Consider the following 23,360-nt stretch of genomic DNA (forward strand, 5'->3'; position numbering starts at 1 on the left):
ATGCATATTAATTCTACGGCAGCGCGACCTTCAGGTCTGCCACCATTCTCCACCACATCCTCAACGGCAGCGTTGAAGGCCGCTTCCTCTGGCCTGCACGCGAGTGATTTACACGGCGATCTCAAGAATTGGACCGCTGCGGCTCCTACAGCGGAAGAAGGCAAAGCCAGAGCGGCGGTGTGTAGCGAAATAATGAATAACTTTCAGTGCCGTGGGGAAACATTAGATCTGAGCGAGCGAGGTCTGACGGCGCTACCTGACTCCCTGGGCGCGCTGACGCACCTTAAACATTTGAATTTGTCCGGCAACCCGCTGCAGACTTTTCCGGCCAAAGCGCTTTTACAGTTGGGCTCCCTGCAAACGCTGCAACTGGCGATGAATCAGCACAACCAGGGCGTACCGTTTCGTCGCTCGCATGAACGTTTTGCGGATGAAGGTTACAAACTGCAGTTTTTTGCCCAGGGCAATAACCGCGCGCAGGTAATTCATCAGCCTCCCCGGCAGAAAACGGCCTTATTCACCACCGACCTGGCACCTTGTCTGGCGGCGATGATTGTTCAGGATGGGAAAAGCCTGGCGCTGCATATGGATAACCCGCAGCGCAGTGGCTCCGGTGGGATCCCTCTGGAGGATATGCTGTCCCGGCATTTGCATCCGTCGGCACGCAAAACCGAGGTGTTCCTGGTCGGGGCTAACGATCAGGGATCGGCGGGTAACGTGCGGGCGATGCTGGCGGCGCTGAATAAGCATGGCGTGGCAAATAACATCAGCATGGCCAGCCTCGGGAATGGGCATACTTCCGCTACGCTGGATGTGAATAATCAAAAGGCCTGGGTTGGCTTTGGCTAACGACGTTAAAGAAAAAGCCAGTCGGTTGACTGGCTTTATCGCGAAGCTTACTGAGGCGGCAGACAAACGCCGATGCCGCCAATGCCGCAGTAGCCGTGCGGATTCTTGTACAGATATTGCTGGTGGTCGTCTTCCGCGTAGTAGAACGGACCTGCGTTGGCGATTTCAGTGGTGGCCTGGCGTTTATCGCCGGCGGCATTCATCGCGGCCTGGAAACGTTCAAAGCTGGCGTGGGCGGCTTTGTCCTGTTCCGGCGTGAGCGGGTATATGGCCGAACGGTACTGGGTGCCGACGTCCCCGCCCTGGCGCATCCCCTGAGCCGGGTCGTGATTTTCCCAGAACACCTGTAAAAGCTGCTCGTAGCTAACTACTTTCGGATCATAAACCACTCGCACCGCTTCAGCATGGCCGGTCTGGCCGCTGCAAACTTCGCGATAGGTTGGGTTGGGCGTGTAGCCGCCGCTGTAGCCGGCCGCCGTACTGTATACGCCAGGAATCTCCCAATACAGGCGCTCTACGCCCCAAAAACATCCCATCGCAAACAGCGCGATTTCCATCCCGTCTGGTACATTTGTCATCGAGTGTTCGTTAACCGCGTGAAGCGTGGCGACCGGCATCGGCGTGTTGCGGCCCGGCAGGGCATCGGCCTGCGTCACAGTGTGCGTTTTGTCGAAGAATGACATGGTGTTGGATCTCCCGAGAATCGGCAAAAAAGCGAGCGGTTGTCATCAGACCTGCAATTGCAGACAATACATCCGAGTTACAGACTACATTACATATAAGAAAGATTTAGGCTAGTGAGTTATTTTCAACCCTCGATGTTAGGGTTTTGTTAATCCGCGGAGCGGGAATGACGTTTCCTTCCAGGGGTGGGAACAAGGATATTCAGGAGAAAACGTGCCAGTAATCCGTACTTTATGTATTACAAGCCTGTGTGTGGCGAGCGCATGGGCAAACGCCGCGAGCGTGCGTTTGCAGGTTGAGGGACTCAGCGGCGAACTGCAAAAAAACGTCCGCGCTCAGCTTTCAACCATCCAAAGCGATGAAGTGACGCCGGATCGTCGCTTCCAGGCACGCGTCGACGACGCCATTCGCGCAGGGCTAAAGGCGTTGGGCTACTACGAGCCCACCATCAATTTCACGCTTAAACCACCGCCGCAGAACGGGGGGCGTCAGGTTTTGCTGGCACAAGTTGACGCCGGGCAGCCCGTGTTAATCGGCGGTACTGATGTGATTTTGCGCGGCGGTGCGCGGACGGATAAAGACTATCTGGCATTGCTGCCCAAGCGGCCAAAAATAGGTACCGTGCTCGATCACGCTGACTACGATAACTTCAAAAAAAGCCTCTCCAGTATCGCGCTGCGTAAGGGCTACTTCGACAGCGATTTCCGTAAGAGCCAGCTAGGTGTATCTCTCGAAAGGCATCAGGCATTCTGGGATATCGACTACGACAGCGGCGAGCGCTATCGCTTTGGGGCGGTGACCTTTCAGGGCTCCCAGATTCGCGAAGAGTATTTGCAAAACCTTGTGCCTTTCAAGCAAGGGGACTATTACCAGTCGAGCGATCTGGCCGAGCTTAACCGCCGCCTGTCCGCAACCGGCTGGTTTAACTCCGTAGTGGTGGCGCCCGAATTTGACAAATCACGCCAGACTAAAGTGCTGCCATTGCAGGGCGTGGTGACGCCGCGCACTGAAAACACAATTGAAACCGGGGTGGGTTACTCCACGGACGTAGGGCCGCGCGTGAAGGCCAGCTGGAAAAAACCGTGGATGAACTCCTACGGCCACAGCCTGACAACCAGCACCAGCCTTTCCGGGCCGGAGCAAACGCTCGATTTCAGCTACAAAGTTCCGCTGTTAAAAAGCCCGCTGGAGCAGTATTACCTGGTCCAGGGCGGTTTTAAGCGAACCGATCTCAACGACACAAAATCGGACTCCACCACCGTAGCGCTGTCCCGCTACTGGGATATGTCCAGCGGCTGGCAACGCGCCGTTAACCTGCGCTGGAGCCTCGACCACTTTACGCAGGCAGATGTCACCAACACGACCATGCTGCTTTACCCCGGCGTCAGCCTGAACCGTACCCGCTCACGTGGGGGCCTGATGCCCACGTGGGGTGACTCACAGCGTTACTCGATTGATGTCTCTAATACGGCCTGGGGTTCCGGCGTCGATTTCGGCGTGTTCCAGGCACAAAACGTTTGGATACGTTCGCTGTATGAAAAACATCGCTTTGTCGTGCGCGGCAACGTGGGGTGGATCGAAACCAACGACTTCAAAAAAGTGCCGCCGGATCTGCGTTTCTTCGCCGGGGGCGACCGCAGTATTCGTGGCTATAAATACAAATCGATATCGCCAGAAGATAGCAACGGCAAGTTAACGGGGGCCTCCAAGCTGGCAACCGGCTCGCTGGAGTACCAGTACAACGTGACCGGCAAATGGTGGGGCGCGGCGTTCGTTGACTCCGGTGAAGCGGTGAATGACATCAAACGCAGCAACTTCAAAACCGGCGCGGGCGTTGGCGTGCGCTGGCAGTCCCCGGTTGGGCCTATCAAGCTCGACTTCGCCGTACCGGTGGGTGACAAGGAAGAGCACGGTTTACAGTTTTACATCGGTTTGGGGCCTGAACTATGAGTCGCTGGAAGAAAATAAGCCTCGCGGTGCTGGCTGTGATTGTGCTGCTGATCGCAGCGGTCGGTTTCCTGGTGGGGACTACGCCAGGCCTGCATTTGCTGTTTAAAGGCGCTAATCGCTGGGTGCCGGGGCTGAATATCGCTCAGGTTGACGGCGGCTGGCGTAATCTGACGTTAAAGAACCTGCGTTATGAGCAGCCCGGGGTCGCTGTGCGAGCGGGCGAGGTTCACCTTGCGGTGAATCTAAACTGCCTGTGGCACAGCAGCCTGTGCGTAAATGATTTCTCGCTGAAAGATGTGGATGTTGCGGTCGACACGAAAAAAATGCCGCCGCCTGCCCCGGTGCAGGAAGAGGACAGCGGCCCGCTGAACCTCTCCACGCCGTACCCGATTACCCTGAGCCGCGTGGCGTTGAATAACGTTAACGTGAAAATCGACGACACCACCGTCTCGGTGATGGACTTCACCAGCGGCCTGACCTGGGAGCAGCGCAACCTGACGCTGACCCCGACATCGCTTGAAGGCTTGCTGATTGCGTTGCCGAAGGCCGCGCAGGTGGCAAAAGAAGAGATTGTTGAGCCGAAAATTCAACACCCTCAGCCGGAAGAAGCGCCGCTTGGGGAAACGCTGAAGCAACTGTTTGAGAAGCCGCTGCTGCCGGAAATGACGGATGTGAATTTGCCGGTAAATCTGAATATTCAGGAGTTTCGCGGCGCACGCCTGCGACTGACCGGCGATACGGATTTGCTGGTCAACTCGCTGCTGCTGAAAGTGAGCAGCATCGACGGCAATCTCAAGCTGGATGCGTTGGATGTGGACTCCTCTCAGGGGCTGGTGAACGCCACCGGCAGCGCGCAGCTACGCGACAACTGGCCGGTTGACTTAACGCTCAACAGCACGCTGAACATCGACCCGCTGAAAGGCGAAAAGGTGAAGATGACCGTGGGCGGCGCCCTGCGCGACGAGCTCAAAGTGGGCGTCAACCTTTCAGGGCCGGTGGGGATGCAGTTGAATGCCAAAACCCGACTTGCCGAAGCCGGGCTGCCGCTCAACGTTGAACTGGACAGCAAGCAGCTTGCCTGGCCGCTGACCGGCGAGAAGCAGTACCAGGCCGACGATCTTAAACTGCGTCTGACCGGTAAAATGACCGACTACAAGCTGGCCTTTAGTACCGCCGTGAAGGGCGATCAGGTTCCACCTGCCACCATCACGCTGGACGGCAAAGGCAACGAACAGCAGTTTAGCCTCGATAAGCTGCGCGTGGCTGCGCTACAGGGGAATACGGATCTGAAAGCGCTGGTGGACTGGAGCAAAGCCATCAGCTGGCAGGGGGAGTTAACGCTGGCCGGCATCAACACGGCGAAGCAGTTCCCGGACTGGCCCGCGAAGCTGGACGGTAAGATCAAAACCCGGGGCAGCCTGTATGGCGGCAGCTGGCAGCTGGATATTCCCGAGCTGAAGCTTGCAGGCAATGTGAAGCAGAATAAGGTCAATGTGGAAGGCACTCTGCAGGGTAACAGCTACATGCAGTGGAAGGTGCCGGGCCTGCATCTGGAGCTGGGCCGCAATACGGTGGACGTGAAAGGCGAACTGGGCGAAAAAGATCTCAACCTGGACGCAAATATCAATGCCCCAAATCTGGATAACGCCTTGCCTGGGTTAGGCGGAACGGCGAAAGGGATCGTGAAGGTTCGCGGCGACGTGAAAGCGCCACAATTGCTGGCTGACCTGACCGCTAACGGCCTGCGCTGGCAGGAGTTGACGATTGCCCGTGTTCTGCTGAAAGGCGATGTAAAATCGAGCGACCAAATTGCCGGGAACCTCAACCTGCGCGTAGAACGTGTTGCTCAGCCGGGCGTGAAGGTTGATCTGGTCACGCTGGACGCGAAAGGTGATGAGAAGCAGCACCAGCTTCAACTGCGTGTTCAGGGAGAGCCTGTTTCCGGGCGCCTCAACCTGAGCGGCAGCTTCGACCGTAACGAAGAGCGTTGGCGCGGCAAGTTAACGGATACCCGTTTTGATACGCCGGTAGGACCGTGGGCGCTCAACCGCGAGCTGACGCTGGACTTCCGCAATAAAGAACAGAAAATCGCCATTGGCCCGCACTGCTGGGTAAACCCGAATGCCGAACTGTGTGTGCCGCAAACTATCGACGCCGGGGCGAAAGGGCGGGCGCTGGTAAACCTCAACCGCTTCGATCTTGCCATGCTTAAACCAGTGATGCCGGCGGATACTCAGGCCAGCGGCGTGTTTACCGGTAAGGCCGACGTGAGCTGGGACAGCGAAGCTGGTGGCCTGCCGCAGGGCCAGGTGACGCTCAGCGGGCGCGGCGTGAAAGTGGCGCAGGTCGTGAACGGCAATACCTTGCCGGTTGCCTTCGACACGCTAAACCTCAACGCCGAACTGAAGAATAACCGCGCCCAGCTTGGCTGGCTGGTGAAGGTGGCGAATAACGGGCAGTTCGACGGCCAGGTTCAAATCACCGACCCACAGGGGCGGCGTAACCTTGGCGGCAACGTCAATATTCGCAACTTCTCCCTGGCGATTGCCAACGCCATCTTCTCGAAAGGCGAAAAGGCGGACGGTACGCTGAACGCGAACTTACGCCTCGGCGGCAACCTTGAGCGGCCGCAGATGTTCGGACAAATGCAGCTTAATGGCGTCGATGTCGAAGGAAACTTTATGCCGTTCGAGATGCAGCCTAGCCAGATTGCCATGAACTTTAACGGGATGAACTCCACGCTGCAGGGCGTGGTGCGCACGAAGCAGGGGCAGATTGTGTTAAGCGGTGACGCCGACTGGACGCAAATCGACAACTGGCGGGCGCGCATAGCCGCGAAGGGCAGCAAAGTGCGCATTACCGTGCCGCCGATGGTGCGCCTGGACGTTTCCCCGGATATTGAATTTGTGGCCACGCCAAGCCTGTTTACCCTCAACGGTAACGTTGATGTGCCGTGGGCGCGTATTGTGGTGCATGATGTGCCGGACAGCGCCGTGGGCGTCTCCAGCGATGAAGTGATGCTGGATAAAGATCTGAAGCCGATTAACCCTAAATCTGCCGGGATCCCGATCAACAGCAATCTGACGATTCACGTCGGCAACAACGTGCGGCTGGACGCTTTCGGCCTGAAAGCACGTCTGACCGGCGACCTGAAAATGGTGCAGGACAAGCAGGGACTCGGCCTCAACGGTCAGATCAACATTCCTCAGGGACGTTTCCATGCTTACGGGCAGGATCTTATCGTCCGCAAAGGCGAGCTGCTGTTCTCCGGCCCGCCGGACAACCCGTACCTGAATATTGAAGCCATCCGTAACCCGGACTCGACCGAAAACAGCGTGACGGCTGGCGTGCGTGTGACCGGCCCGGCAGATGAACCAAAAGCTGAAATATTCTCGGACCCGGCGATGTCCCAGCAGGAAGCCTTGTCCTACCTGCTTCGCGGCCAGGGCTTAGACACTTCCGGCAGCGACGGCGACGCGATGACATCGATGCTTGTGGGCCTAGGGGTTGCACAAAGTGGTCAGGTTGTGGGTAAAATCGGCGAGACGTTTGGCGTAAGCAATCTGGCGCTCGACACCGCAGGGGTGGGTGATTCCTCTCAGGTGGTGGTTAGCGGCTATGTACTGCCGGGTCTACAGGTTAAATATGGCGTAGGTATTTTTGACTCTCTGGCGACGTTAACGTTACGTTATCGTCTGATGCCTAAGCTGTATCTGGAAGCGGTGTCTGGCGTAGATCAGGCACTAGATCTGCTCTATCAGTTTGAGTTTTAGCAATGCGAATATTTGTTTACGGCAGTTTACGACGCAAACAAGGCAACAGCCACTGGATGACCAACGCCCAGTGGCTGGGCGACCACACGCAGGAAAACTACGTGTTGTATAGCCTTGGGCATTATCCAGGCGCCGTGCCGGGTGATGGCGTGGTCTCCGGCGAAGTTTACCGGATAGACGCCTCTACGCTTTCTGAGCTGGACGCGCTGCGCACCAAAGGGGGAGAGTACAGCCGTCAGCTGATTCAGACCCCTTACGGCGGCGCGTGGATGTATGTCTATCAGCGTCCTGTCGAGGGGTTAACCCGTATCGACAGCGGGAACTGGCTGGATCGAGAAAAGTATTAATCACACCTAAGCGGCCACGCCAACACGTGGCCGTTTTTTTGCCTGTCTGCCTGATGAGGTGGGCGGCAGAAACAAAAACACCGCCCTTGGGCGGTGTTTTTTCTTTCTGGCGGGCTAACTTACTTCTTAGCTGCGCGTTCGAAAGAAGCGATGATTTCAGCTTTAGCTGCTTCGGCGTTATCCCAGCCGTCAACTTTCACCCATTTGCCTTTCTCGAGATCTTTGTAGTGCTCGAAGAAGTGAGTGATCTGCGCTTTCAGCAGTTCTGGCAGGTCGTTCACATCTTTGATGTGATCGTACTCTTTGCTCAGTTTGGTGTGCGGAACCGCAACCAGTTTTGCATCTTCGCCAGACTCGTCGGTCATTTTCAGAACGCCAACTGGACGGCAACGGATCACGCTACCTGGCTCCAGCGGGTATGGAGTTGGGACCAGCACGTCAACCGGATCACCGTCCAGAGACAGGGTGTGGTTGATGTAACCGTAGTTGCACGGGTAGAACATCGCGGTAGACATGAAACGGTCAACAAACAGCGCGCCGCTCTCTTTGTCTACTTCGTATTTGATTGGATCGGCGTTAGCAGGGATTTCGATAACAACGTAGATGTCTTCCGGCAGATCTTTACCCGCAGGGACGTTGAGTAAGCTCATGTCTGTTTCCTTTAACCTGGTGTATTTCAAGTGCCCGATATTATAGCCAACTGCGGTTAAATGTCTTTTGCTGTTTTTTGACCGTGAACCTCCCAACGGGGCAAATGCCCCGCTTCAGGCTACTCAAATCTTGAGTCATTTCATTGTCATAATTGAGTTAAACATCATGGCAACAAGCACTTAACGAACGTAAATAACGCAAATTGATTAAACATTTTCCGAAAATTGCCGATAACACGCTCACTACTTTATTCATGAGCCATCGTTAAACCGGGAATTAAGCATGTTGAGAAATTTGTCGATTCGCACGGGGCTGCTGACGCTGTTAGCGGTTATGACGTTCTTGCTGTTGGTTGTAAGCGGCATCGGCATTTATGCCCTGCAGCAAAGTTCTGCTTCTCTTGAGCGCATCAACCGCCTGCAGGGTGAGCAAATGGTGCGTATTAGCGATGGCTATATTCTGCTGCTTCGCGCCCGCAATGAGGCAAGCCAGGCGGTACGCCAGATGGAAATCGGCATGCTGGACGACGCGACAAAAGCCACGCAGAAGATCGTGGGTGAAGTTGGGCTGGCGCAGAAAAACCTGAAGTTCGTCATCGACAGCGGCGTGAATGACGACCAGGGCAACGCCCTGCTTACCGGCCTGGCGCAAAGCTTTGGTACTTATCAGGCGCAGGGTATTGCGCCGATGCTGGCCGCGCTGCAAAAGCAAAGCCCGGATGACTATTACGACCTTCTGGAAAAAAGCCTGATCCCGCTGGGGCAGAAGTTTGATAATGACGTGCAGGCTTTCCAGAGCTGGGGTGAAACGCGCGGAAACAGCGAAGTGGCGGCCGTTCAGCTGCACAAGACTCTTGTTCTGGGCTTTATTATTTTTGCCGCACTGCTGACCGCCGCGATTATTGTGCTGGTCTGGCTGGCGCTGCGTCACCTGCTGCTGAAGCCGCTGGATGAGGCGATTCACCAACTGGAGTTTGTGGCCGATGGCGACCTGACCCAACCGCTTCCGCAAACGGGCAACAATGAATTTGGCCGTCTTGCCAGCGCGATTGTGGCGATGAGAACTTCGCTGGTGGAGTCGGTCAGCCGTGTGCGGGATGCCTCTTCCCAGATTGATACCGGCAGCCGTGAACTGGCGGCCGGCAACCTCAATCTTTCCCAGCGTACGGAGTCCACGGCGACCTCGCTGGAAGAAACGGCGGCCAGCATGGAGCAAATTACCGCGACGGTGAAGCAAAACGCCGATAACGCCGAGCAGGCTCACAAGCTGGCGAAAGTCGTCTCCGATACCGCCGACCGCGGCAGCGAAATGGTGTGCTACGTCATTGAGAAAATGCGAGATATTTCCGGTAGCGCGGGGCGTATCGCCGACATCCTGAGCGTCATCGACGGCATCGCTTTCCAGACTAACATTCTGGCCCTTAACGCTTCGGTGGAAGCCGCCCGTGCGGGTGAACAAGGCCGTGGTTTTGCCGTGGTCGCCGGTGAAGTTCGTACCCTGGCAAGCCGCAGCGCCGAGGCAGCAAAAGAGATCCGCACATTGATTTCCGATTCGCAAACGCACGTGGGTGAGGGCAGCGAGCTGGCGCAGCAGGCCGGGGAAACCATGGACGAAATCGCCGAAGAAATTATGCGCATGACTAAACTGGTTCGCGAAATTGCCAACGCGTCTAACGAGCAAAGCCACGGTATTGAGCAGGTGAATATTGCGGTCAGCCAGATGGATGAAGCGGCGCAGCAAAATGCGGCTTTAGTTGAGCAGTCCACTGCGGCAACGCATTCGCTTGAAGAGCAGTCGCAGCAGCTGGTCGCCGCGATGGCTTCGTTCCGTTATTGATTGAGTCACGCCTCTCCCTGGAAGGAGAGGCGCATTGTGCAGGGGAAATCAGGCGTCCGGGTATTCGCGAATAAAACGCTCTACGTCATCGACCATGTGTTTTGTGCCGACGAAGAACGGGCGGCGCTGGTGCAGCGTGGTTGGGATGATATCCAGAATTCTCTCTTTCCCGTCGCTGGCTTTCCCGCCGGCCTGTTCCGCGAGGAACGCCATTGGGTTGCCCTCATACAGCAAACGCAGCTTGCCTTCCGGGTGGCTGGCGGTGCTTGGGTAAAGATAAATCCCGCCTTTCAGCAGGTTGCGGTGGAAGTCCGCCACCAGTGAACCGATGTAGCGCGAGGTGTACGGGCGCTTGCTGGCGGCATCTTCTTCCTGGCAGAACTTGATGTACTTCTTCACGCCGGTCGGGAATTTAATGTAGTTGCCTTCGTTAATGGAGTAGGTGTTGCCTCTCTCCGGGAAGCGCATACGTTCCTGACTCAGGCAGAACACGCCGAGAGAAGGGTCGTAGGTGAAGGCGTGTACGCCGCAGCCGGTGGTGTAAACCAGCATCGTTGATGAGCCGTAAACCACGTAGCCGGCGGCAACCTGTTGGTTACCCGGCTGGAGGAAATCCTCCTCGGTGACCGGCGTGCCGACTGGCGTAATACGGCGGTAAATAGAGAAAATGGTGCCAACGGACACGTTGACATCGATGTTAGAAGATCCGTCAAGCGGGTCCATCAGCACGACATATTTTGCCTGCTCGGCGCCTTCAAAGACCACGATCTCGTCTTCTTCTTCGGAGGCGATACCGGCCACAATACCGCGCGCCTTTAACGCTGCCTTCAGTTTTTCATTCGCGAACAGGTCGAGTTTTTGCTGCTCTTCGCCCTGCACGTTTTCGGCACCGCTCGCCCCCAGGATATCGACCAGACCGGCCTTATTGATATCGCGGTGGATGATTTTAGCGCCCAGCTTTATTGCCGACAGTAAAGCCGTGAGCTCACCGGTAGCATGGGAAAACTCATGCTGCTTTTCGACAATAAATTCACCTAACGTTTTCATAACACTTTCCCTGCATCATTATGTTGGATAAAGCGATCGCAACAATCTTAACAAATTTTCAAATTGTCGCGCACAGGTGAATCGCGCCAGCAAGATAAGGAATATCCTGAAATGCGTTTCGCCTCCGCAGCCATGCGGTTAGAATGTGCGCCAAACAAAGAAAGGATAGTTTCGTATGCGCATTCATATTCTAGGGATCTGTGGCACCTTTATGGGCGGCCTGGCGATGCTGGCACGCTCTTTAGGGCATGAAGTGACGGGCTCGGACGCCAATGTTTACCCACCGATGAGTACGCTGCTCGAAGAGCAGGGGATCTCGTTAATCGAAGGTTATGACGCAAGCCAGCTCGACCCGCACCCGGACCTGGTGATCATCGGCAACGCGATGACGCGCGGTAATCCGTGCGTGGAAGCCGTTCTTGAGCAGGGCATTCCGTATATGTCCGGCCCGCAGTGGCTGCATGATTTTGTGCTGCGCGACCGCTGGGTGATTGCGGTGGCGGGGACGCACGGGAAAACCACCACCGCCGGTATGGCGACCTGGATCCTTGAAGCCTGTGGCTACAAGCCTGGCTTTGTTATCGGCGGAGTGCCGGGTAACTTTGATGTATCTGCGCGCCTGGGCGATAGCCCCTTCTTCGTTATTGAAGCCGATGAATATGACTGCGCGTTCTTCGACAAACGCTCCAAATTTGTCCATTACTGCCCGCGGACGCTGATCCTCAATAACCTTGAGTTCGATCACGCGGATATCTTTGACGATCTGAAAGCGATCCAGAAGCAGTTCCATCACCTGGTACGCATCGTCCCAGGGCAGGGCAAAATTATCTGGCCGGAAAACGACGCCAATCTGAAGCAAACCCTGGCGATGGGCTGCTGGAGTGAGCAGGAGCTGGTGGGCGATCAGGGCCACTGGCAGGCGAAGAAGCTGACGACCGATGCTTCTCAGTGGGAAGTTTACCTGGATGGCGAATGCGTTGGCACCGTGAACTGGCAGCTGGTCGGCGAACACAACATGCATAACGGCCTGATGGCTATTGCCGCTGCCCGGCATGTTGGCGTTACCCCAGCTGACGCAGCCCAGGCGCTGGGTAGTTTTGTGAACGCTCGCCGCCGCCTTGAACTGCGCGGCGAAGCGCATGGCGTCACCGTTTATGACGATTTTGCACATCACCCGACGGCGATTCTGGCTACGCTTGCTGCCCTGCGCGGGAAAGTGGGCGGCACCGCTCGCATTCTGGCCGTGCTGGAACCTCGTTCTAACACCATGAAAATGGGCGTCTGCAAAGACGATCTGGCTCCTTCGCTGGGGCGCGCGGACGAAGTGTTCCTGCTTCAGCCGCAGCACATTCCGTGGCAGGTTGCTGAAGTGGCGGAAGCGTGCGTGCAGCCAGCGTACTGGAGCGCAGACGTGGACACGCTCGCGGAGATGGTAGTGAAAACGGCCCAGCCTGGCGACCATATTCTGGTCATGAGCAACGGCGGCTTCGGCGGTATTCATCAGAAGCTGCTGGATGGTCTGGCGAAGAAAGCTGAACAGCAGAGTGAGCAGGCGTTTTAAGCGCAGCGCATGTTGAGAAAAAGGGCGTGCCTTACGGGACGCCCTTTTTGTTTAGTAGAGTTCAGGGGCCTTAGAATCTGGCCCAAAGCGGTTAGTTCCCGGCGTGCCATCCTGGCAGTTGAATGCCAGAATAATCAGCCAGCCGACAATCGGGATTAACAGCAGCAACAGCCACCAGGCTGAGCGGTCGGTGTCGTGCAGGCGGCGAAACTGGACGGCCCAAAGCGGCAGCAAAACCAGAACGGTATAAATCGTGGTGAGCGCCCCTTCATCCTTGGCGATGTGCAGCCCAAGCATTTTATCCAGCACGCTCAGCACGCCCGCCAGGATGAAGTTCACCAGATGAAACATCCAGTACTCTTTGCGGCGAGCCCGCCCGCCAAACCCAATATAATTTCTTAATGCTTTGAAATACCAATCCATCTAAGGCCTGCCTTGATTATCCGACAATCACCTGAACGGGAAGCGATCGATTCAAGAATAGTCGTGAATGCATAGGCCGTAAATCGTTGTTGTGCTGAATATTCTTAACTCTTCCTAAACCGCTCATCTCGCCCGTGCGGCTCGTCTAAATCTTGTGCAGGGCCGATGGAAATGATGCCGGTTGGGTTGATAGTTTTATGGCTGCAATAATAGTGGGTACGGATATGCGGGAAACTTACCGTTTCACGGACGCCGGGTAACTGATAGATATCGCGCAGGAAGCCGTAAAGATTTGGGTAGTCGCTGATGCGGTATTTATCGCACTTGAAGTGGGTGACATATACCGGGTCAAAACGCACAAGGGTCGTCCACAGGCGAATGTCTGCCTCGGTTAGCTGCGGGCCGGTTAAGTAGCGATGCTGACCAAGAATTTGCTCCAGACGCGCCAGGGAGATAAAGACTTTTTCAACGGCTTCATCGTAGGCTTCCTGAGAAGTGGCAAAGCCTGCTTTGTATACGCCGTTATTCACCGTGTCATAAATCCACCCGTTCAGCTCATCAATCTCGCCTTTTAGCTCGTCGGGGTAATAGTTGCCGGGACGCGCACCCAGGGCATCAAAGGCCGTATTAAACATCCGAATGATTTCTGCGGACTCGTTGCTGACGATCGTCTGGTTTTTCTTATCCCAAAGTACGGGCACCGTCACGCGGCCCGTGTAATGAGGATCGGCCTGCAGGTAAAGCTGGTAGAGGAACTCATGGTGGTAAAGCGTGTCGCCGGTTGCCTCCGGGAAATTTTCCGCGAACGTCCAGCCGTTTTGCAGCATCAGCGGGTTAACGACGGAAACGGAAATAAAGGGCTCAAGGCCTTTTAACTTACGCACGATAAGCGTCCGGTGCGCCCAGGGGCATGCGAGAGATACATAGAGATGATAGCGATCTTTCTCTGCGGCGAATCCTGCTTTGCCGGAGGGGCCCGCTGCGCCGTCGGCAGTCAGCCAGTTGCGGAAGGCGGATTCAGAGCGTTTAAAGCGGCCGCCGGTCGATTTGGTGTCGTACCAGACGTCATGCCAGACGCCGTCGATGAGTTGTCCCATTTTTTCTCCTCCTCAATAGCAAAAAAGCGAAGACGGTGTCTTCGCTTTCTCGGTGTTCATCAGTATAGAACGCTTACCATTTTTTATTCAGGACGCGGTCAAGGCTGATTGCGCCTGGGCCGAAGACCGCCAGCAACAGGTAGCCACCTGCGATGGTGAGGTTTTTCATGAACATAATGGAGTTCACGCCTTCAGCAAAGTTGCTGTGGAACAGTAACGCAGTCAGCACGGTAAACAGCGCGGTAATCAGCGCGGTTGTGCGAGTCAGGAAGCCGAACAGAATGGCCAGACCGCCGCCGAACTCAAGCAGAATGGTCAGCGGGAGCAGTGCACCCGGCACGCCCATGGCCTCCATGTACTGCTGTGTGCCTGCATAACCGGTGATTTTGCCCCAGCCAGCGGTAATAAACAGGATTGGCATCAGAATACGAGCAACCAGTACGCCAACATCTTCTAATTTTTTCATTTTTCTCTCCAGCGGTTCTTTTTTTCCGGCGTTCTCGGCCAGGGCTTAAAAGGTGTGCAAACTCCAGTGATTACCGATGTTTGCTGTCGATGGGGAGGATAATAGACGGGGTGAAAAAAGATTGTTAGCAAGGAAAACTGTCTAAGTTCTTCAAATATCCTGAGGAAACTAAGTCAGGAAAGTAAAAATACGAGGTATGGAAGAGAAGGGGCAGAAATAAAAACACCGCCAGAGGCGGTGTTTAAGTTTAGCGCGAAGGCGTGTTAAGCGTGTTACGAATCAGCCGCCAGGTGCTCCAGGCGCCAAATCCTCGTTTGGCCCAGCGCATGAACTTACCTGGGTGCTTCACCGTCCAGATTGCCAACACGCTGCTGGCGATCATCGCGTAGCTACGCAGGCTGACTAAGGTGTTCCAGCCGCGATCGTAGGGGCTGGTGACCTGCAGCCAGTCGCGTTTTGCGGCGCTGAGATCGAGCCGCTGCTGCTGAACCTGACTGAGTAGATAGGCTTTACGTTTATCACGTTCGGCATCGCTCATCGCTTATCCTCTTCCAGCAGGGCCCTGTCGTTTTCCAGCTCGCGCCGGGTGTGGCGCAGCAGGGTTGATTGACGGGACTTCCGCAGCGTCCAGATACCGCCGATCAATGCCAGCGACAGCAGGACGACGGTGGTAGCAATCATGGCGTTAAGACGATACTGCGGATCAACGGCCCAGATAATCAGCACCATCAGGCTCATTAAGCCAAAGGCAGCGAACAGCATGGTCAGACCCAGCATCAGCAGCAGCTGAACGATGTGCGCTTTTTCCTCTTCCAGTTCGACGACGGCAAGACGCACGCGCGTTTCGACCATGCCGACCAGAATCGTCACCAGCCGCTGGCCAACGCCGAGTACGCTTTTGCCCGGCCCTTGACTTTGGTGAGAATCCGCCATCTTAGCGACGTGCCAGCAGCACACCCAGCACGACGCCTACCGCCGCACCAATGCCTACGCCGGTCCAAGGGTTCTCGCGAACATAATCATCCGCTTTGGCGGCCGCTTCACGGGTTTGTTTGGCGATGGCTTCGCTGGTTTCACCCAGGCGATCCCGGCTCTCTTTTAGCGTTTTTTCCGCTTTGGCACGCAGTTTGTCCAGTTCAGTTTTTGACTTGTCCGTGGACGCACTCAGGACTTCTTCAAGCGTATCTGCCAGGGATTTCAACTCAGCGCGTAAATGTTCTGACGTAGTATCTTTTGACATAGTTCTCTCCGAGTGTTTGAGATGGATCCTTAAAGTCTGCGACTACACAATCAGTAATCACGCTTCTCTAAAGCTTTGAGGCTATCTTCTGCTTCCGCAAGTTTTTTCTCGCGTTTGGTGATTTTGTCCGGGTCACCCTTCTGACGGGCTTCGATGAGATCGGCTTTACGCTCTTCGACTTCCGCTTTTTGTTTGGCTATCTTCTTTTGGTGCTCCGCACGCAGGCTAGTGTCGCTGCAGTTGGCGCGCACTTCACTCAGGGCCTTTTTCAGGCCATCAATACGGTGCTGATTATTATGTTTTTCCGCATAGCCAATCTCGCGTTGAATATCCTGCTCTTTCTCGTTGCACAAGGTATTTGCCTGTGCGGCAGAGGTTAGCGTGAGTAAAGCAAGAGCCAGTACGGTGCGGTAATTCATGGTTAAACCTTCCATTGTAAGACGAATCATAAAAGTATCAGACGATCATACTCCATGCGTCGTTCCAGAGTGTCGAAAAAGCGCAGATAAAGCGTAGTAAAAACAGCTAAAGCATAGTCATGAATCTGCTAAAAACCTAGAAGATGATAGCAAATTCAGACTGAAAGAAGGGGTCAGCCGAGGTGGTTGTGGTCAGGGCGCAGAATAGAGAGCCAGGCTAGCGCATCTTTATCGCCGTCCTGCTGGGCAATGACATACCCCTGAGGCAGTGTGCGGTTGAGGACTTCTTTCGCCGCCTCACTCTGCGCGCTGGAATCAAACGTGACCAATAGCGTGTTATTGAGCGGCGTAATGCTTTTAAAGCGTATACCGTTGGCATCCAGGTGGTGCCAGACATAAAAGCCGTCGGGAATACTCCCGCCCTGCCGCGAGGCACGAATTTCGAGGGTGGAATCCTTATTCTGCATGCCGGACCACACCATCAGCGATGCAATCGCCAGGGCCCCAACAAGCAGCGCCGCCTTCAGGCGGCGTGTGAACGCTAATTTCATCGAATCCCTCTAACTGCTCTGGCCGCGTTTTTTACGCCAAAGCACGATTAACGAACCGACCAGACCGATGACCAGAAGCACCACCGGGATCAGCATCAGGCATGACATCAGGGCGTCTTCGTACTTCAGGAAGACAGGCGTTTTGCCCAGCAGATAACCCAGGGTGGTCAGAATCAATATCCACAGCAGGCCGCTCATCCAGTTGAAGAACTGAAAACGTGCGCTACTAAGACCTGATAATCCGGCAATAGTTGGCAGCAGGGTACGAACAAAAGCAATAAAGCGGCCAATGAGCAGCGCAGACAGCCCGTGCTTATGGAAAAGCTGATGTGAGCGCTGGTGATAATGGGCCGGTAGGTGCGACAGCCAGTTTTGTACAATACGGGTATTTCCCAACCAGCGCCCCTGGATATAGCCCAGCCAGCTGCCGAGGCTCGCGGCTATGGTCAACAGCGCCAGCGTTTCCGGGAAACCCATCGCACCTTTGGCGATCAGTACCCCGACCAGTACCAACAGGCTGTCGCCCGGTAAGAACGCGGCCGGAAGTATGCCGTTCTCAAGAAATATAATCATGAACAGCACAAAATAGAGCATGCCAATCATCGATGGATTGGCAAGCGTTTCAAAATCCTGGCTCCAGAGAGCGGAAAGCAGTTGAGTCAGTAGTTCCATTCAGGGTTCCTGGCACTTCGTTTAGGCCGCCGGTGAAACGGACGAGCAGAATGCAGCATGGTTTTTATTCTTATTTGCTGACAACAATGCACTGCCTGTGCTGCGGTGTCGGACTAATATCACGTGAAACGACAGCGGGATGGCGCTGAGCCCACACAGGCGGTGAAATTGCATCTAATTGTAACAAAACTACGCGTTATACGTCACAGTATTTGCAGTTTGTTGAGCAATGATTTTGCTTACTGGGGGAGAGGCTGGCGAGGGTATTTACAAACGCTGACACTATTTATGGTTTGCTTACCCTCGACCGGAAAAATGACTATTTTTGACTGTTTGCGGCTGTATCAAGGTGAATGACCGGGTTTTCTGCAAAGAAATAGCGGTCAGCATTGAATTCAAAATCATCGCTGGTGGCGTTAAACAGCATTTGACGGGTGTTTTCCAGATGCTGCCACATCGCCAGTTTTGCAGCATGTGGATCTTTACGAATCAGGGCCTTAAGAATTTGATCGTGATCATCACACCAGTTGTCTACCGGGCGCATATCGATGTGTTCGTGCAGTTTCTTCCAGTACGGGTTGTAGATACGGTGACTCCACATTTTTTCGACGATGGTCGCCAGCGCGCCGTTTTGCGTAGCCAGTGCAACCTGGACGTGAAACTGCAGATCCCACTCAGAATCACGGTAAGTTTGCTCTTTTCGCGCTTTTTCCTGGATCTCCATCAATTTCACAATATCTTGCTTGGTGACCTGGGTGGCGGCGAACTCCGCGATATTACTTTCAATAAGCTGCCTCGCCTGCAGCAGTTCGAAAGGGCCATAATTGGCAAACTCAAAACGCTCATCCGGCACGGTCATGTATTTTGCCTGATTAGACATGACGTGAATGCCCGATCCCTTGCGAACCTCAACGTAGCCTTCCACTTCCAGCATGATGATTGCTTCGCGGACGACGGTGCGGCTGACGTTTTTCTCTTCGGCGATAAACCGCTCCGCAGGCAGTTTTTCCCCGACCTGATAAACACCGGTTTCAATGCGTTGTTTTAATTCGGCGGCAAGCTGCTGATAAAGGCGGCGGGGTTCTACGGCATCCATAAGTTGCTCCGGAAGAGGGCTGTACGTGAATAAATTTGTTATACCACTTTTCCCGGTGACGCTCTAGCAACCAACGTGAGATTGCCGCCCGAAGGCGGCGGTTTTTACATCAAGACTGTGTCACGGCCTCCGGGGCGGGGGCAGTGGCTGCAAGTTCGCTGGCAGACTGGTTTTTCAGCACCGTCCAGATAACAATCGCGCCGAGAAGATCGAACACGGCAAGCGCCGCGAAAAGCGGACTGAATCCCATTGTGTCGGCCAGCGCGCCGACGACCAGGGCAAATAAGGTGCTGGCGGTCCAGGCTGACATGCCCGTCAGGCCGTTCGCCGTGGCGACTTCGTTCCGGCCAAAAACGTCGGACGACAGGGTGATTAACGCCCCGGACAGTGCCTGATGAGCAAATCCACCCACGCAGAGCAAGGCAATCGCCACGTAAGGGCTGGTAAATAGGCCTATCGTGCCAGGCCCAATCATCAGGATGGCCCCCATAGTGACCACCAGCTTGCGCGAAACAATCAGGTTAACGCCAAACCAACGCTGGAACAGCGGCGGTAAATAGCCCCCAAGAATGCAGCCAAAGTCGGCAAACAGCATGGGCATCCACGCGAACATCGCGATTTCTTTCAGGTTGAAGCCGTAGGCCTTAAACATGAACAGCGGGATCCAGGCATTGAACGTGCCCCACGCGGGTTCGGCCAGGAAGCGTGGCAGGGCGATGCCCCAGAACTGGCGGTTACGGAGAATTTTCCACGCCGACATCTTTTTCGTGTTATCGGTCTGGTGCTGGGCTTCCTGGCCGCTAATGATGTACTCACGCTCTTCGCTGGTGAGTTTTTTCTGGTCGCGGGGGTTTTTGTAGAACCACAGCCAGATCATGGCCCAGATAAAGCTCAGTGCGCCGGTTATCATGAACGCCATTTGCCAGCTGTGCATCACAATGGCCCAGACCACCAGCGGCGGGGCAATCATTGCCCCAATGGAAGAGCCGACGTTGAAGTAGCCCACCGCAATAGAGCGTTCTTTGGCGGGGAACCACTCGCTGCTGGCCTTTAATCCTGCGGGGATCATCGCCGCTTCGGCGGCACCGACTGCGCCACGGGCAAGTGCGAGGCCGCCCCAACTGCCCGCCAGCGCGGTTGCTCCACAGAAAATAGCCCAGGCGACGGCGAACACTGCGTAGCCCACTTTGGTGCCCAGCACGTCGAGCAGGTAGCCCGCGACGGGCTGCATAACGGTATAACAAGCCGAATAGGCGGCGATGATCCACGAGTATTGCTGCGTGGTGATATTCAGTTCGCTCATCAGCGTGGGCGCCGCGACGGCCACCGTGTTGCGGGTCAGATAGCCCAGCACGGTGCCCAGCGTCACCAGCGCTATCATGTACCAGCGTAAACCTTTTATTTTTCGCATTTCTAACCCCATCCCGTCTTTATTGTGAACGTTGTTCCCGATAAATCGGCTCCGTTCCTGCTCTTGTCACCCATGGGCCGGGGCAAGCGTTGCCCGGCAAGAGGTACTGCGACGGTTTGAACGATAACTTGTCATACATCTTTATAAGTTGAGTGATATCACAAAAGCATTTTCGCGTAATGTTGGGCTATATCTTGCTCTCAGGTCAGTATCGGCGCGGGATTTAGTCCGTTTTATGCACATAAAGACGGAATTCATGTGTTTGTTTTGTGACCATTGACGCAAAATTGAGGTCGTTGCAGGGAAATTGGTGTGATAACTTCGTGCCATTATGATGCGAATGCATAGCACCGTTATCTGCAGAGGATATCTCTTATGACCCCCTTTATGACTGACGACTTTCTTCTTGATACTGAATTCGCCCGCCGCCTGTACCATGACTACGCGAAATCGCAGCCCATTTTTGATTACCACTGCCACCTGCCGCCGCAGCAAATAGCCGACAACTATCGCTTTAAAAACCTGTATGACATCTGGCTGAAAGGGGATCACTACAAGTGGCGAGCGATGCGAACTAACGGCGTGGCTGAGCGGCTGTGTACCGGCGATGCCAGCGACCGTGAAAAGTTTGATGCCTGGGCTGCCACCGTGCCGCATACCCTCGGCAATCCGCTCTATCACTGGACGCATCTGGAGCTGCGCCGCCCGTTTGGTATTACTGGCAAACTGCTCTCGCCGATAACGGCGGAAGACATCTGGCAGCAGTGCAACGCCCTGCTGGAGCAGGATTCGTTCACCGCCAGAGGCATCATGCAGCAGATGAACGTGAAAATGGTTGGCACCACTGACGATCCGGTGGATTCTCTGGCGCACCACGCCGCCGTGGCCAAAGATGGCAGCTTCGACATCAAAGTGCTGCCGAGCTGGCGGCCGGACAAAGCCTTTAATATCGAACAGGCGACGTTTACCGACTACATTTCGACGCTGGCCGCCGTGTCCGACACCGATATTCGTCGCTTTAGCGACCTCCAGGCGGCGCTGAGCAAAAGACTCGACCATTTTGCTGCCCATGGCTGTAAGGTGGCCGATCACGCGCTGGACGTGGTGGTCTTTGCCGAAGCGGATGAAGCCACGCTGGATGCTATTCTTGCCCGTCGTCTGGCTGGCGGCGCGGTTAACGACACCGAAGTCGCGCAATTTAAAACGGCGGTGCTGGCCTGGCTTGGCACGGAATACGCTCGTCGCGGCTGGGTGCAGCAGTACCATATCGGCGCGCTGCGCAACAATAACCAGCGGCAGTTCCGCCTTCTGGGGCCGGATGTAGGCTTTGATTCGATAAACGATCGCCCGCTGGCCGAGCCGCTGTCGAAACTGTTAAGCAAGCAAAATGAAGAAAACCTGCTGCCGAAAACTATTCTCTACTGCCTCAATCCTCGGGATAACGAGGTGATTGGCACGATGGTCGGTAACTTCCAGGGTGAAGGGATGCCAGGCAAAATGCAGTTCGGCTCCGGCTGGTGGTTTAACGATCAGAAAGACGGCATGGAGCGGCAGATGACCCAACTTGCCCAGCTTGGGCTGCTGAGTCGCTTCGTTGGTATGCTAACCGACAGCCGCAGTTTCCTCTCCTACACGCGCCACGAATACTTCCGCCGTATTCTGTGCCGCATGCTTGGCCACTGGGTCCTGGCGGGGGAAGTGCCTGAAGATATGCCGCTGCTGGGGGAGATGGTGAAAAACATCTGTTTCAACAACGCCCGCGACTACTTTGCCATTGAGCTGAACTGAGGCCGCGATGCGATATATCAGGATCCATGCGCTGGATAACGTTGCTGTCGCGTTGGTGGACCTGCCGGAAGGCGATGAGGTAGGTACTCAGCCGGAAGCTGTCAGGCTGCGCCAGCCGATTGCGCGCGGCCATAAGTTTGCGCTCCAGCCAATTGCCGAAGGGGCAAACGTCGTGAAGTACGGCTTACCTATTGGTCACGCACTTTGCCATGTCGCCGCAGGTGAGCATCTGCATTCCCATAACCTGCGCACCAACCTTAATGACGTCGATGAATACCGCTATCAGCCGGAAGTCGTGCCAGCGGCGGAGCCTTTTGGCGACCGGGAAGTCAACATCTATCGGCGCAGCAACGGCGCGGTCGGCGTTCGTAACGAGCTATGGATCCTGCCGACCGTCGGTTGCGTGAACGGCATGGCTCGCCAGATGCTGAGCCGTTTCCTACAGGAAACCAATAACGCCCCGGATATCGACGGTGCCTGGCTGTTCAGCCATCAGTTTGGCTGCTCCCAACTGGGGGACGACCATCTCAACACCCGCACCATGCTGCAAAACATGGTGCATCACCCAAACGCGGGCGCGGTGCTGGTGGTGGGGCTGGGCTGCGAGAACAATCAGATCGCTGCTTTCCGCGAAACCTTAGGTGAATACGATCCAGAACGCGTCCATTTCATGGCGCTTCAGCAGCAGGACGATGAGGTTGAAGCGGGGCTGGAGCATCTCCACGCTTTGTATGAGGTCATGCGCCACGACAGGCGCGAACCGGGTAAACTGAGCGAGCTGAAATTCGGGCTGGAATGCGGCGGTTCGGACGGCCTCTCCGGCATTACGGCCAACCCGATGCTGGGCCGGTTCTCGGACTATATGGTGGCGAACGGCGGCACCACGGTGCTGACGGAAGTGCCGGAAATGTTCGGCGCGGAACGACTGTTGATGAGCCATTGCCGGGACGAAGCCACGTTTGAGAAAACCGTGGCAATGGTCAACGACTTCAAACGCTACTTCATCGAACACCAGCAGCCCATCTACGAGAATCCGTCGCCGGGGAATAAAGCGGGCGGGATCACCACGCTTGAGGAGAAATCCCTCGGCTGTACGCAAAAAGCCGGTGAAAGCCAGGTGGTTGATGTCCTTCGCTACGGGGAAAGGCTAAAACAGACCGGTTTAAACCTGCTGAGTGCACCCGGCAACGACGCGGTCGCCACCAGCGCGCTGGCGGGAGCTGGCTGCCATATGGTGCTGTTCAGTACCGGGCGAGGGACGCCCTACGGCGGCTTTGTGCCGACGCTAAAAATCGCCACTAACAGCGAACTGGCCGCGAAAAAACCGCACTGGATAGACTTTGACGCAGGCAGGCTGCTGCATGGCAGCACGATGCCCGAGCTGCTGGCGCAGTTTATTGAGACGATAGTTGAGAAAGTGAACGGCACGCCAACCTGCAACGAGAAAAATGATTTTCGCGAGCTGGCGCTGTTTAAAAGCGGCGTCACGCTATGAATGC

General features: G+C 55.5%; 22 protein-coding genes. 8 read left to right on the forward strand and 14 right to left on the reverse strand.

Annotated features, from left to right (window positions below; genetic code table 11):
• Window positions 1–849: a hypothetical protein gene (locus tag ACR6JA_RS08130; protein WP_494599137.1), complete on the forward strand. Its 849-nt coding sequence runs from the start codon at window positions 1–3 to the stop codon at window positions 847–849.
• Window positions 850–896: 47 nt separating this feature from the next.
• Here the strand turns inward: ACR6JA_RS08130 and msrA are convergent, their stop codons facing one another.
• Entirely contained in the window at window positions 897–1,532 is a 636-nt protein-coding gene (msrA, locus tag ACR6JA_RS08135; protein ID WP_494493856.1) for a peptide-methionine (S)-S-oxide reductase MsrA, read from the reverse strand.
• Between the two features lie 214 nt (window positions 1,533–1,746).
• Here msrA and tamA point away from each other — a divergent pair, with 214 nt between their 5' ends.
• Genes tamA through ACR6JA_RS08150 form a run of 3 tightly spaced genes read left to right on the forward strand, consistent with a single transcriptional unit; the run spans window position 1,747 to window position 7,603 of the window.
• Window positions 1,747–3,483, forward strand: a complete 1,737-nt coding sequence (gene tamA / locus ACR6JA_RS08140) for an autotransporter assembly complex protein TamA (protein WP_008460440.1) — start codon at window positions 1,747–1,749, stop codon at window positions 3,481–3,483.
• On the forward strand, window positions 3,480–7,256 hold the full coding sequence (tamB, locus tag ACR6JA_RS08145) for an autotransporter assembly complex protein TamB (RefSeq protein ID WP_494493857.1): 3,777 nt from the start codon (window positions 3,480–3,482) through the stop codon (window positions 7,254–7,256). Before tamA ends, tamB begins: the two co-directional genes overlap by 4 nt.
• 2 nt (window positions 7,257–7,258) lie before the next feature.
• Window positions 7,259–7,603, forward strand: a complete 345-nt coding sequence (locus ACR6JA_RS08150; RefSeq protein WP_008460443.1) for a gamma-glutamylcyclotransferase family protein — start codon at window positions 7,259–7,261, stop codon at window positions 7,601–7,603.
• A 119-nt stretch (window positions 7,604–7,722) separates the two neighbouring features.
• On the opposite strand, the gene ppa is transcribed toward ACR6JA_RS08150, so the two are convergent.
• Window positions 7,723–8,253: an inorganic diphosphatase gene (gene ppa / locus ACR6JA_RS08155; RefSeq protein ID WP_008460444.1), complete on the reverse strand. Its 531-nt coding sequence runs from the start codon at window positions 8,251–8,253 to the stop codon at window positions 7,723–7,725.
• Between the two features lie 283 nt (window positions 8,254–8,536).
• On the opposite strand from ppa, the gene ACR6JA_RS08160 reads away from it, so the two are divergent.
• On the forward strand, window positions 8,537–10,090 hold the full coding sequence (locus tag ACR6JA_RS08160) for a methyl-accepting chemotaxis protein (RefSeq protein WP_494493858.1): 1,554 nt from the start codon (window positions 8,537–8,539) through the stop codon (window positions 10,088–10,090).
• Window positions 10,091–10,138: 48 nt separating this feature from the next.
• On the opposite strand, the gene fbp is transcribed toward ACR6JA_RS08160, so the two are convergent.
• Window positions 10,139–11,137, reverse strand: a complete 999-nt coding sequence (gene fbp, locus ACR6JA_RS08165; RefSeq protein WP_008460446.1) for a class 1 fructose-bisphosphatase — start codon at window positions 11,135–11,137, stop codon at window positions 10,139–10,141.
• A gap of 175 nt (window positions 11,138–11,312) precedes the next feature.
• On the opposite strand from fbp, the gene mpl reads away from it, so the two are divergent.
• Window positions 11,313–12,698 carry a UDP-N-acetylmuramate:L-alanyl-gamma-D-glutamyl-meso-diaminopimelate ligase gene (gene mpl, locus ACR6JA_RS08170; RefSeq protein WP_494493859.1) on the forward strand — a complete coding sequence of 462 codons (1,386 nt, stop codon included), beginning with the start codon at window positions 11,313–11,315 and terminating at the stop codon, window positions 12,696–12,698.
• Window positions 12,699–12,749: 51 nt separating this feature from the next.
• On the opposite strand, the gene ACR6JA_RS08175 is transcribed toward mpl, so the two are convergent.
• The 11 genes from ACR6JA_RS08175 to ACR6JA_RS08225 all read right to left on the reverse strand — a co-directional run bounded on the left by ACR6JA_RS08175 (window position 12,750) and on the right by ACR6JA_RS08225 (window position 20,073).
• Entirely contained in the window at window positions 12,750–13,121 is a 372-nt protein-coding gene (locus ACR6JA_RS08175; protein ID WP_008460449.1) for a DUF805 domain-containing protein, read from the reverse strand.
• Window positions 13,122–13,225: 104 nt separating this feature from the next.
• Window positions 13,226–14,218, reverse strand: a complete 993-nt coding sequence (locus tag ACR6JA_RS08180; protein WP_166993361.1) for a glutathione S-transferase family protein — start codon at window positions 14,216–14,218, stop codon at window positions 13,226–13,228.
• Window positions 14,219–14,291: 73 nt separating this feature from the next.
• Window positions 14,292–14,684 (reverse strand): DoxX family protein, encoded by a 393-nt coding sequence (locus ACR6JA_RS08185; protein ID WP_166877187.1) that lies wholly within the window; start codon window positions 14,682–14,684, stop codon window positions 14,292–14,294.
• 247 nt (window positions 14,685–14,931) lie between these two features.
• Window positions 14,932–15,222 (reverse strand): YqjK-like family protein, encoded by a 291-nt coding sequence (locus ACR6JA_RS08190; protein WP_008460455.1) that lies wholly within the window; start codon window positions 15,220–15,222, stop codon window positions 14,932–14,934.
• Window positions 15,219–15,617, reverse strand: coding sequence for a phage holin family protein (locus ACR6JA_RS08195; RefSeq protein ID WP_008460458.1), 399 nt, complete (start codon window positions 15,615–15,617; stop codon window positions 15,219–15,221). Before ACR6JA_RS08195 ends, ACR6JA_RS08190 begins: the two co-directional genes overlap by 4 nt.
• Window position 15,618: 1 nt before the next feature.
• Complete coding sequence (locus ACR6JA_RS08200) at window positions 15,619–15,924, reverse strand: ElaB/YgaM/YqjD family protein (RefSeq protein WP_008460461.1); 306 nt, start codon at window positions 15,922–15,924, stop codon at window positions 15,619–15,621.
• Window positions 15,925–15,974: 50 nt separating this feature from the next.
• Window positions 15,975–16,343, reverse strand: coding sequence for a DUF1090 domain-containing protein (locus tag ACR6JA_RS08205; RefSeq protein WP_213714671.1), 369 nt, complete (start codon window positions 16,341–16,343; stop codon window positions 15,975–15,977).
• A 173-nt stretch (window positions 16,344–16,516) separates the two neighbouring features.
• Entirely contained in the window at window positions 16,517–16,894 is a 378-nt protein-coding gene (gene mzrA / locus ACR6JA_RS08210) for an EnvZ/OmpR regulon moderator MzrA (protein ID WP_166867124.1), read from the reverse strand.
• Window positions 16,895–16,903: 9 nt separating this feature from the next.
• The gene (gene yqjA, locus ACR6JA_RS08215) at window positions 16,904–17,566 is read right to left on the reverse strand and encodes a DedA family general envelope maintenance protein YqjA (protein ID WP_008460467.1); all 663 of its coding nucleotides are present in this window, start codon (window positions 17,564–17,566) and stop codon (window positions 16,904–16,906) included.
• A 319-nt stretch (window positions 17,567–17,885) separates the two neighbouring features.
• Window positions 17,886–18,662 carry a transcriptional regulator ExuR gene (gene exuR / locus ACR6JA_RS08220; protein ID WP_494493860.1) on the reverse strand — a complete coding sequence of 259 codons (777 nt, stop codon included), beginning with the start codon at window positions 18,660–18,662 and terminating at the stop codon, window positions 17,886–17,888.
• Window positions 18,663–18,771: 109 nt separating this feature from the next.
• Window positions 18,772–20,073 (reverse strand): MFS transporter, encoded by a 1,302-nt coding sequence (locus tag ACR6JA_RS08225; RefSeq protein ID WP_494493861.1) that lies wholly within the window; start codon window positions 20,071–20,073, stop codon window positions 18,772–18,774.
• Window positions 20,074–20,448: 375 nt separating this feature from the next.
• Between ACR6JA_RS08225 and uxaC the strand changes: the two genes are divergently transcribed.
• Together uxaC and ACR6JA_RS08235 are read left to right on the forward strand one after the other, a co-directional pair.
• A complete protein-coding gene (gene uxaC, locus ACR6JA_RS08230) occupies window positions 20,449–21,861 on the forward strand; it encodes a glucuronate isomerase (RefSeq protein WP_494493862.1) in 1,413 nt (470 codons plus the stop codon).
• Between the two features lie 7 nt (window positions 21,862–21,868).
• On the forward strand, window positions 21,869–23,356 hold the full coding sequence (locus ACR6JA_RS08235) for a UxaA family hydrolase (protein WP_494493863.1): 1,488 nt from the start codon (window positions 21,869–21,871) through the stop codon (window positions 23,354–23,356).
• Window positions 23,357–23,360 lie beyond the last annotated feature (4 nt).

The sequence above is a fragment of the Cedecea sp. B1(4) genome, from assembly GCF_059414925.1.

Excerpts from the sequence above, each read along its gene's own strand:
- ACR6JA_RS08130 (WP_494599137.1), top strand. The coding sequence starts at position 1 with ATGCATATTAATTCTACGGCAGCGCGACCTTCAGGTCTGCCACCATTC.
- msrA (WP_494493856.1), bottom strand. The coding sequence starts at position 1,532 with ATGTCATTCTTCGACAAAACGCACACTGTGACGCAGGCCGATGCCCTG.
- tamB (WP_494493857.1), top strand. The coding sequence starts at position 3,480 with ATGAGTCGCTGGAAGAAAATAAGCCTCGCGGTGCTGGCTGTGATTGTG.
- ACR6JA_RS08150 (WP_008460443.1), top strand. The coding sequence starts at position 7,259 with ATGCGAATATTTGTTTACGGCAGTTTACGACGCAAACAAGGCAACAGC.
- ppa (WP_008460444.1), bottom strand. The coding sequence starts at position 8,253 with ATGAGCTTACTCAACGTCCCTGCGGGTAAAGATCTGCCGGAAGACATC.
- ACR6JA_RS08160 (WP_494493858.1), top strand. The coding sequence starts at position 8,537 with ATGTTGAGAAATTTGTCGATTCGCACGGGGCTGCTGACGCTGTTAGCG.
- fbp (WP_008460446.1), bottom strand. The coding sequence starts at position 11,137 with ATGAAAACGTTAGGTGAATTTATTGTCGAAAAGCAGCATGAGTTTTCC.
- mpl (WP_494493859.1), top strand. The coding sequence starts at position 11,313 with ATGCGCATTCATATTCTAGGGATCTGTGGCACCTTTATGGGCGGCCTG.
- ACR6JA_RS08175 (WP_008460449.1), bottom strand. The coding sequence starts at position 13,121 with ATGGATTGGTATTTCAAAGCATTAAGAAATTATATTGGGTTTGGCGGG.
- ACR6JA_RS08180 (WP_166993361.1), bottom strand. The coding sequence starts at position 14,218 with ATGGGACAACTCATCGACGGCGTCTGGCATGACGTCTGGTACGACACC.
- ACR6JA_RS08185 (WP_166877187.1), bottom strand. The coding sequence starts at position 14,684 with ATGAAAAAATTAGAAGATGTTGGCGTACTGGTTGCTCGTATTCTGATG.
- ACR6JA_RS08190 (WP_008460455.1), bottom strand. The coding sequence starts at position 15,222 with ATGAGCGATGCCGAACGTGATAAACGTAAAGCCTATCTACTCAGTCAG.
- ACR6JA_RS08195 (WP_008460458.1), bottom strand. The coding sequence starts at position 15,617 with ATGGCGGATTCTCACCAAAGTCAAGGGCCGGGCAAAAGCGTACTCGGC.
- ACR6JA_RS08200 (WP_008460461.1), bottom strand. The coding sequence starts at position 15,924 with ATGTCAAAAGATACTACGTCAGAACATTTACGCGCTGAGTTGAAATCC.
- ACR6JA_RS08205 (WP_213714671.1), bottom strand. The coding sequence starts at position 16,343 with ATGAATTACCGCACCGTACTGGCTCTTGCTTTACTCACGCTAACCTCT.
- mzrA (WP_166867124.1), bottom strand. The coding sequence starts at position 16,894 with ATGAAATTAGCGTTCACACGCCGCCTGAAGGCGGCGCTGCTTGTTGGG.
- yqjA (WP_008460467.1), bottom strand. The coding sequence starts at position 17,566 with ATGGAACTACTGACTCAACTGCTTTCCGCTCTCTGGAGCCAGGATTTT.
- exuR (WP_494493860.1), bottom strand. The coding sequence starts at position 18,662 with ATGGATGCCGTAGAACCCCGCCGCCTTTATCAGCAGCTTGCCGCCGAA.
- ACR6JA_RS08225 (WP_494493861.1), bottom strand. The coding sequence starts at position 20,073 with ATGCGAAAAATAAAAGGTTTACGCTGGTACATGATAGCGCTGGTGACG.
- uxaC (WP_494493862.1), top strand. The coding sequence starts at position 20,449 with ATGACCCCCTTTATGACTGACGACTTTCTTCTTGATACTGAATTCGCC.
- ACR6JA_RS08235 (WP_494493863.1), top strand. The coding sequence starts at position 21,869 with ATGCGATATATCAGGATCCATGCGCTGGATAACGTTGCTGTCGCGTTG.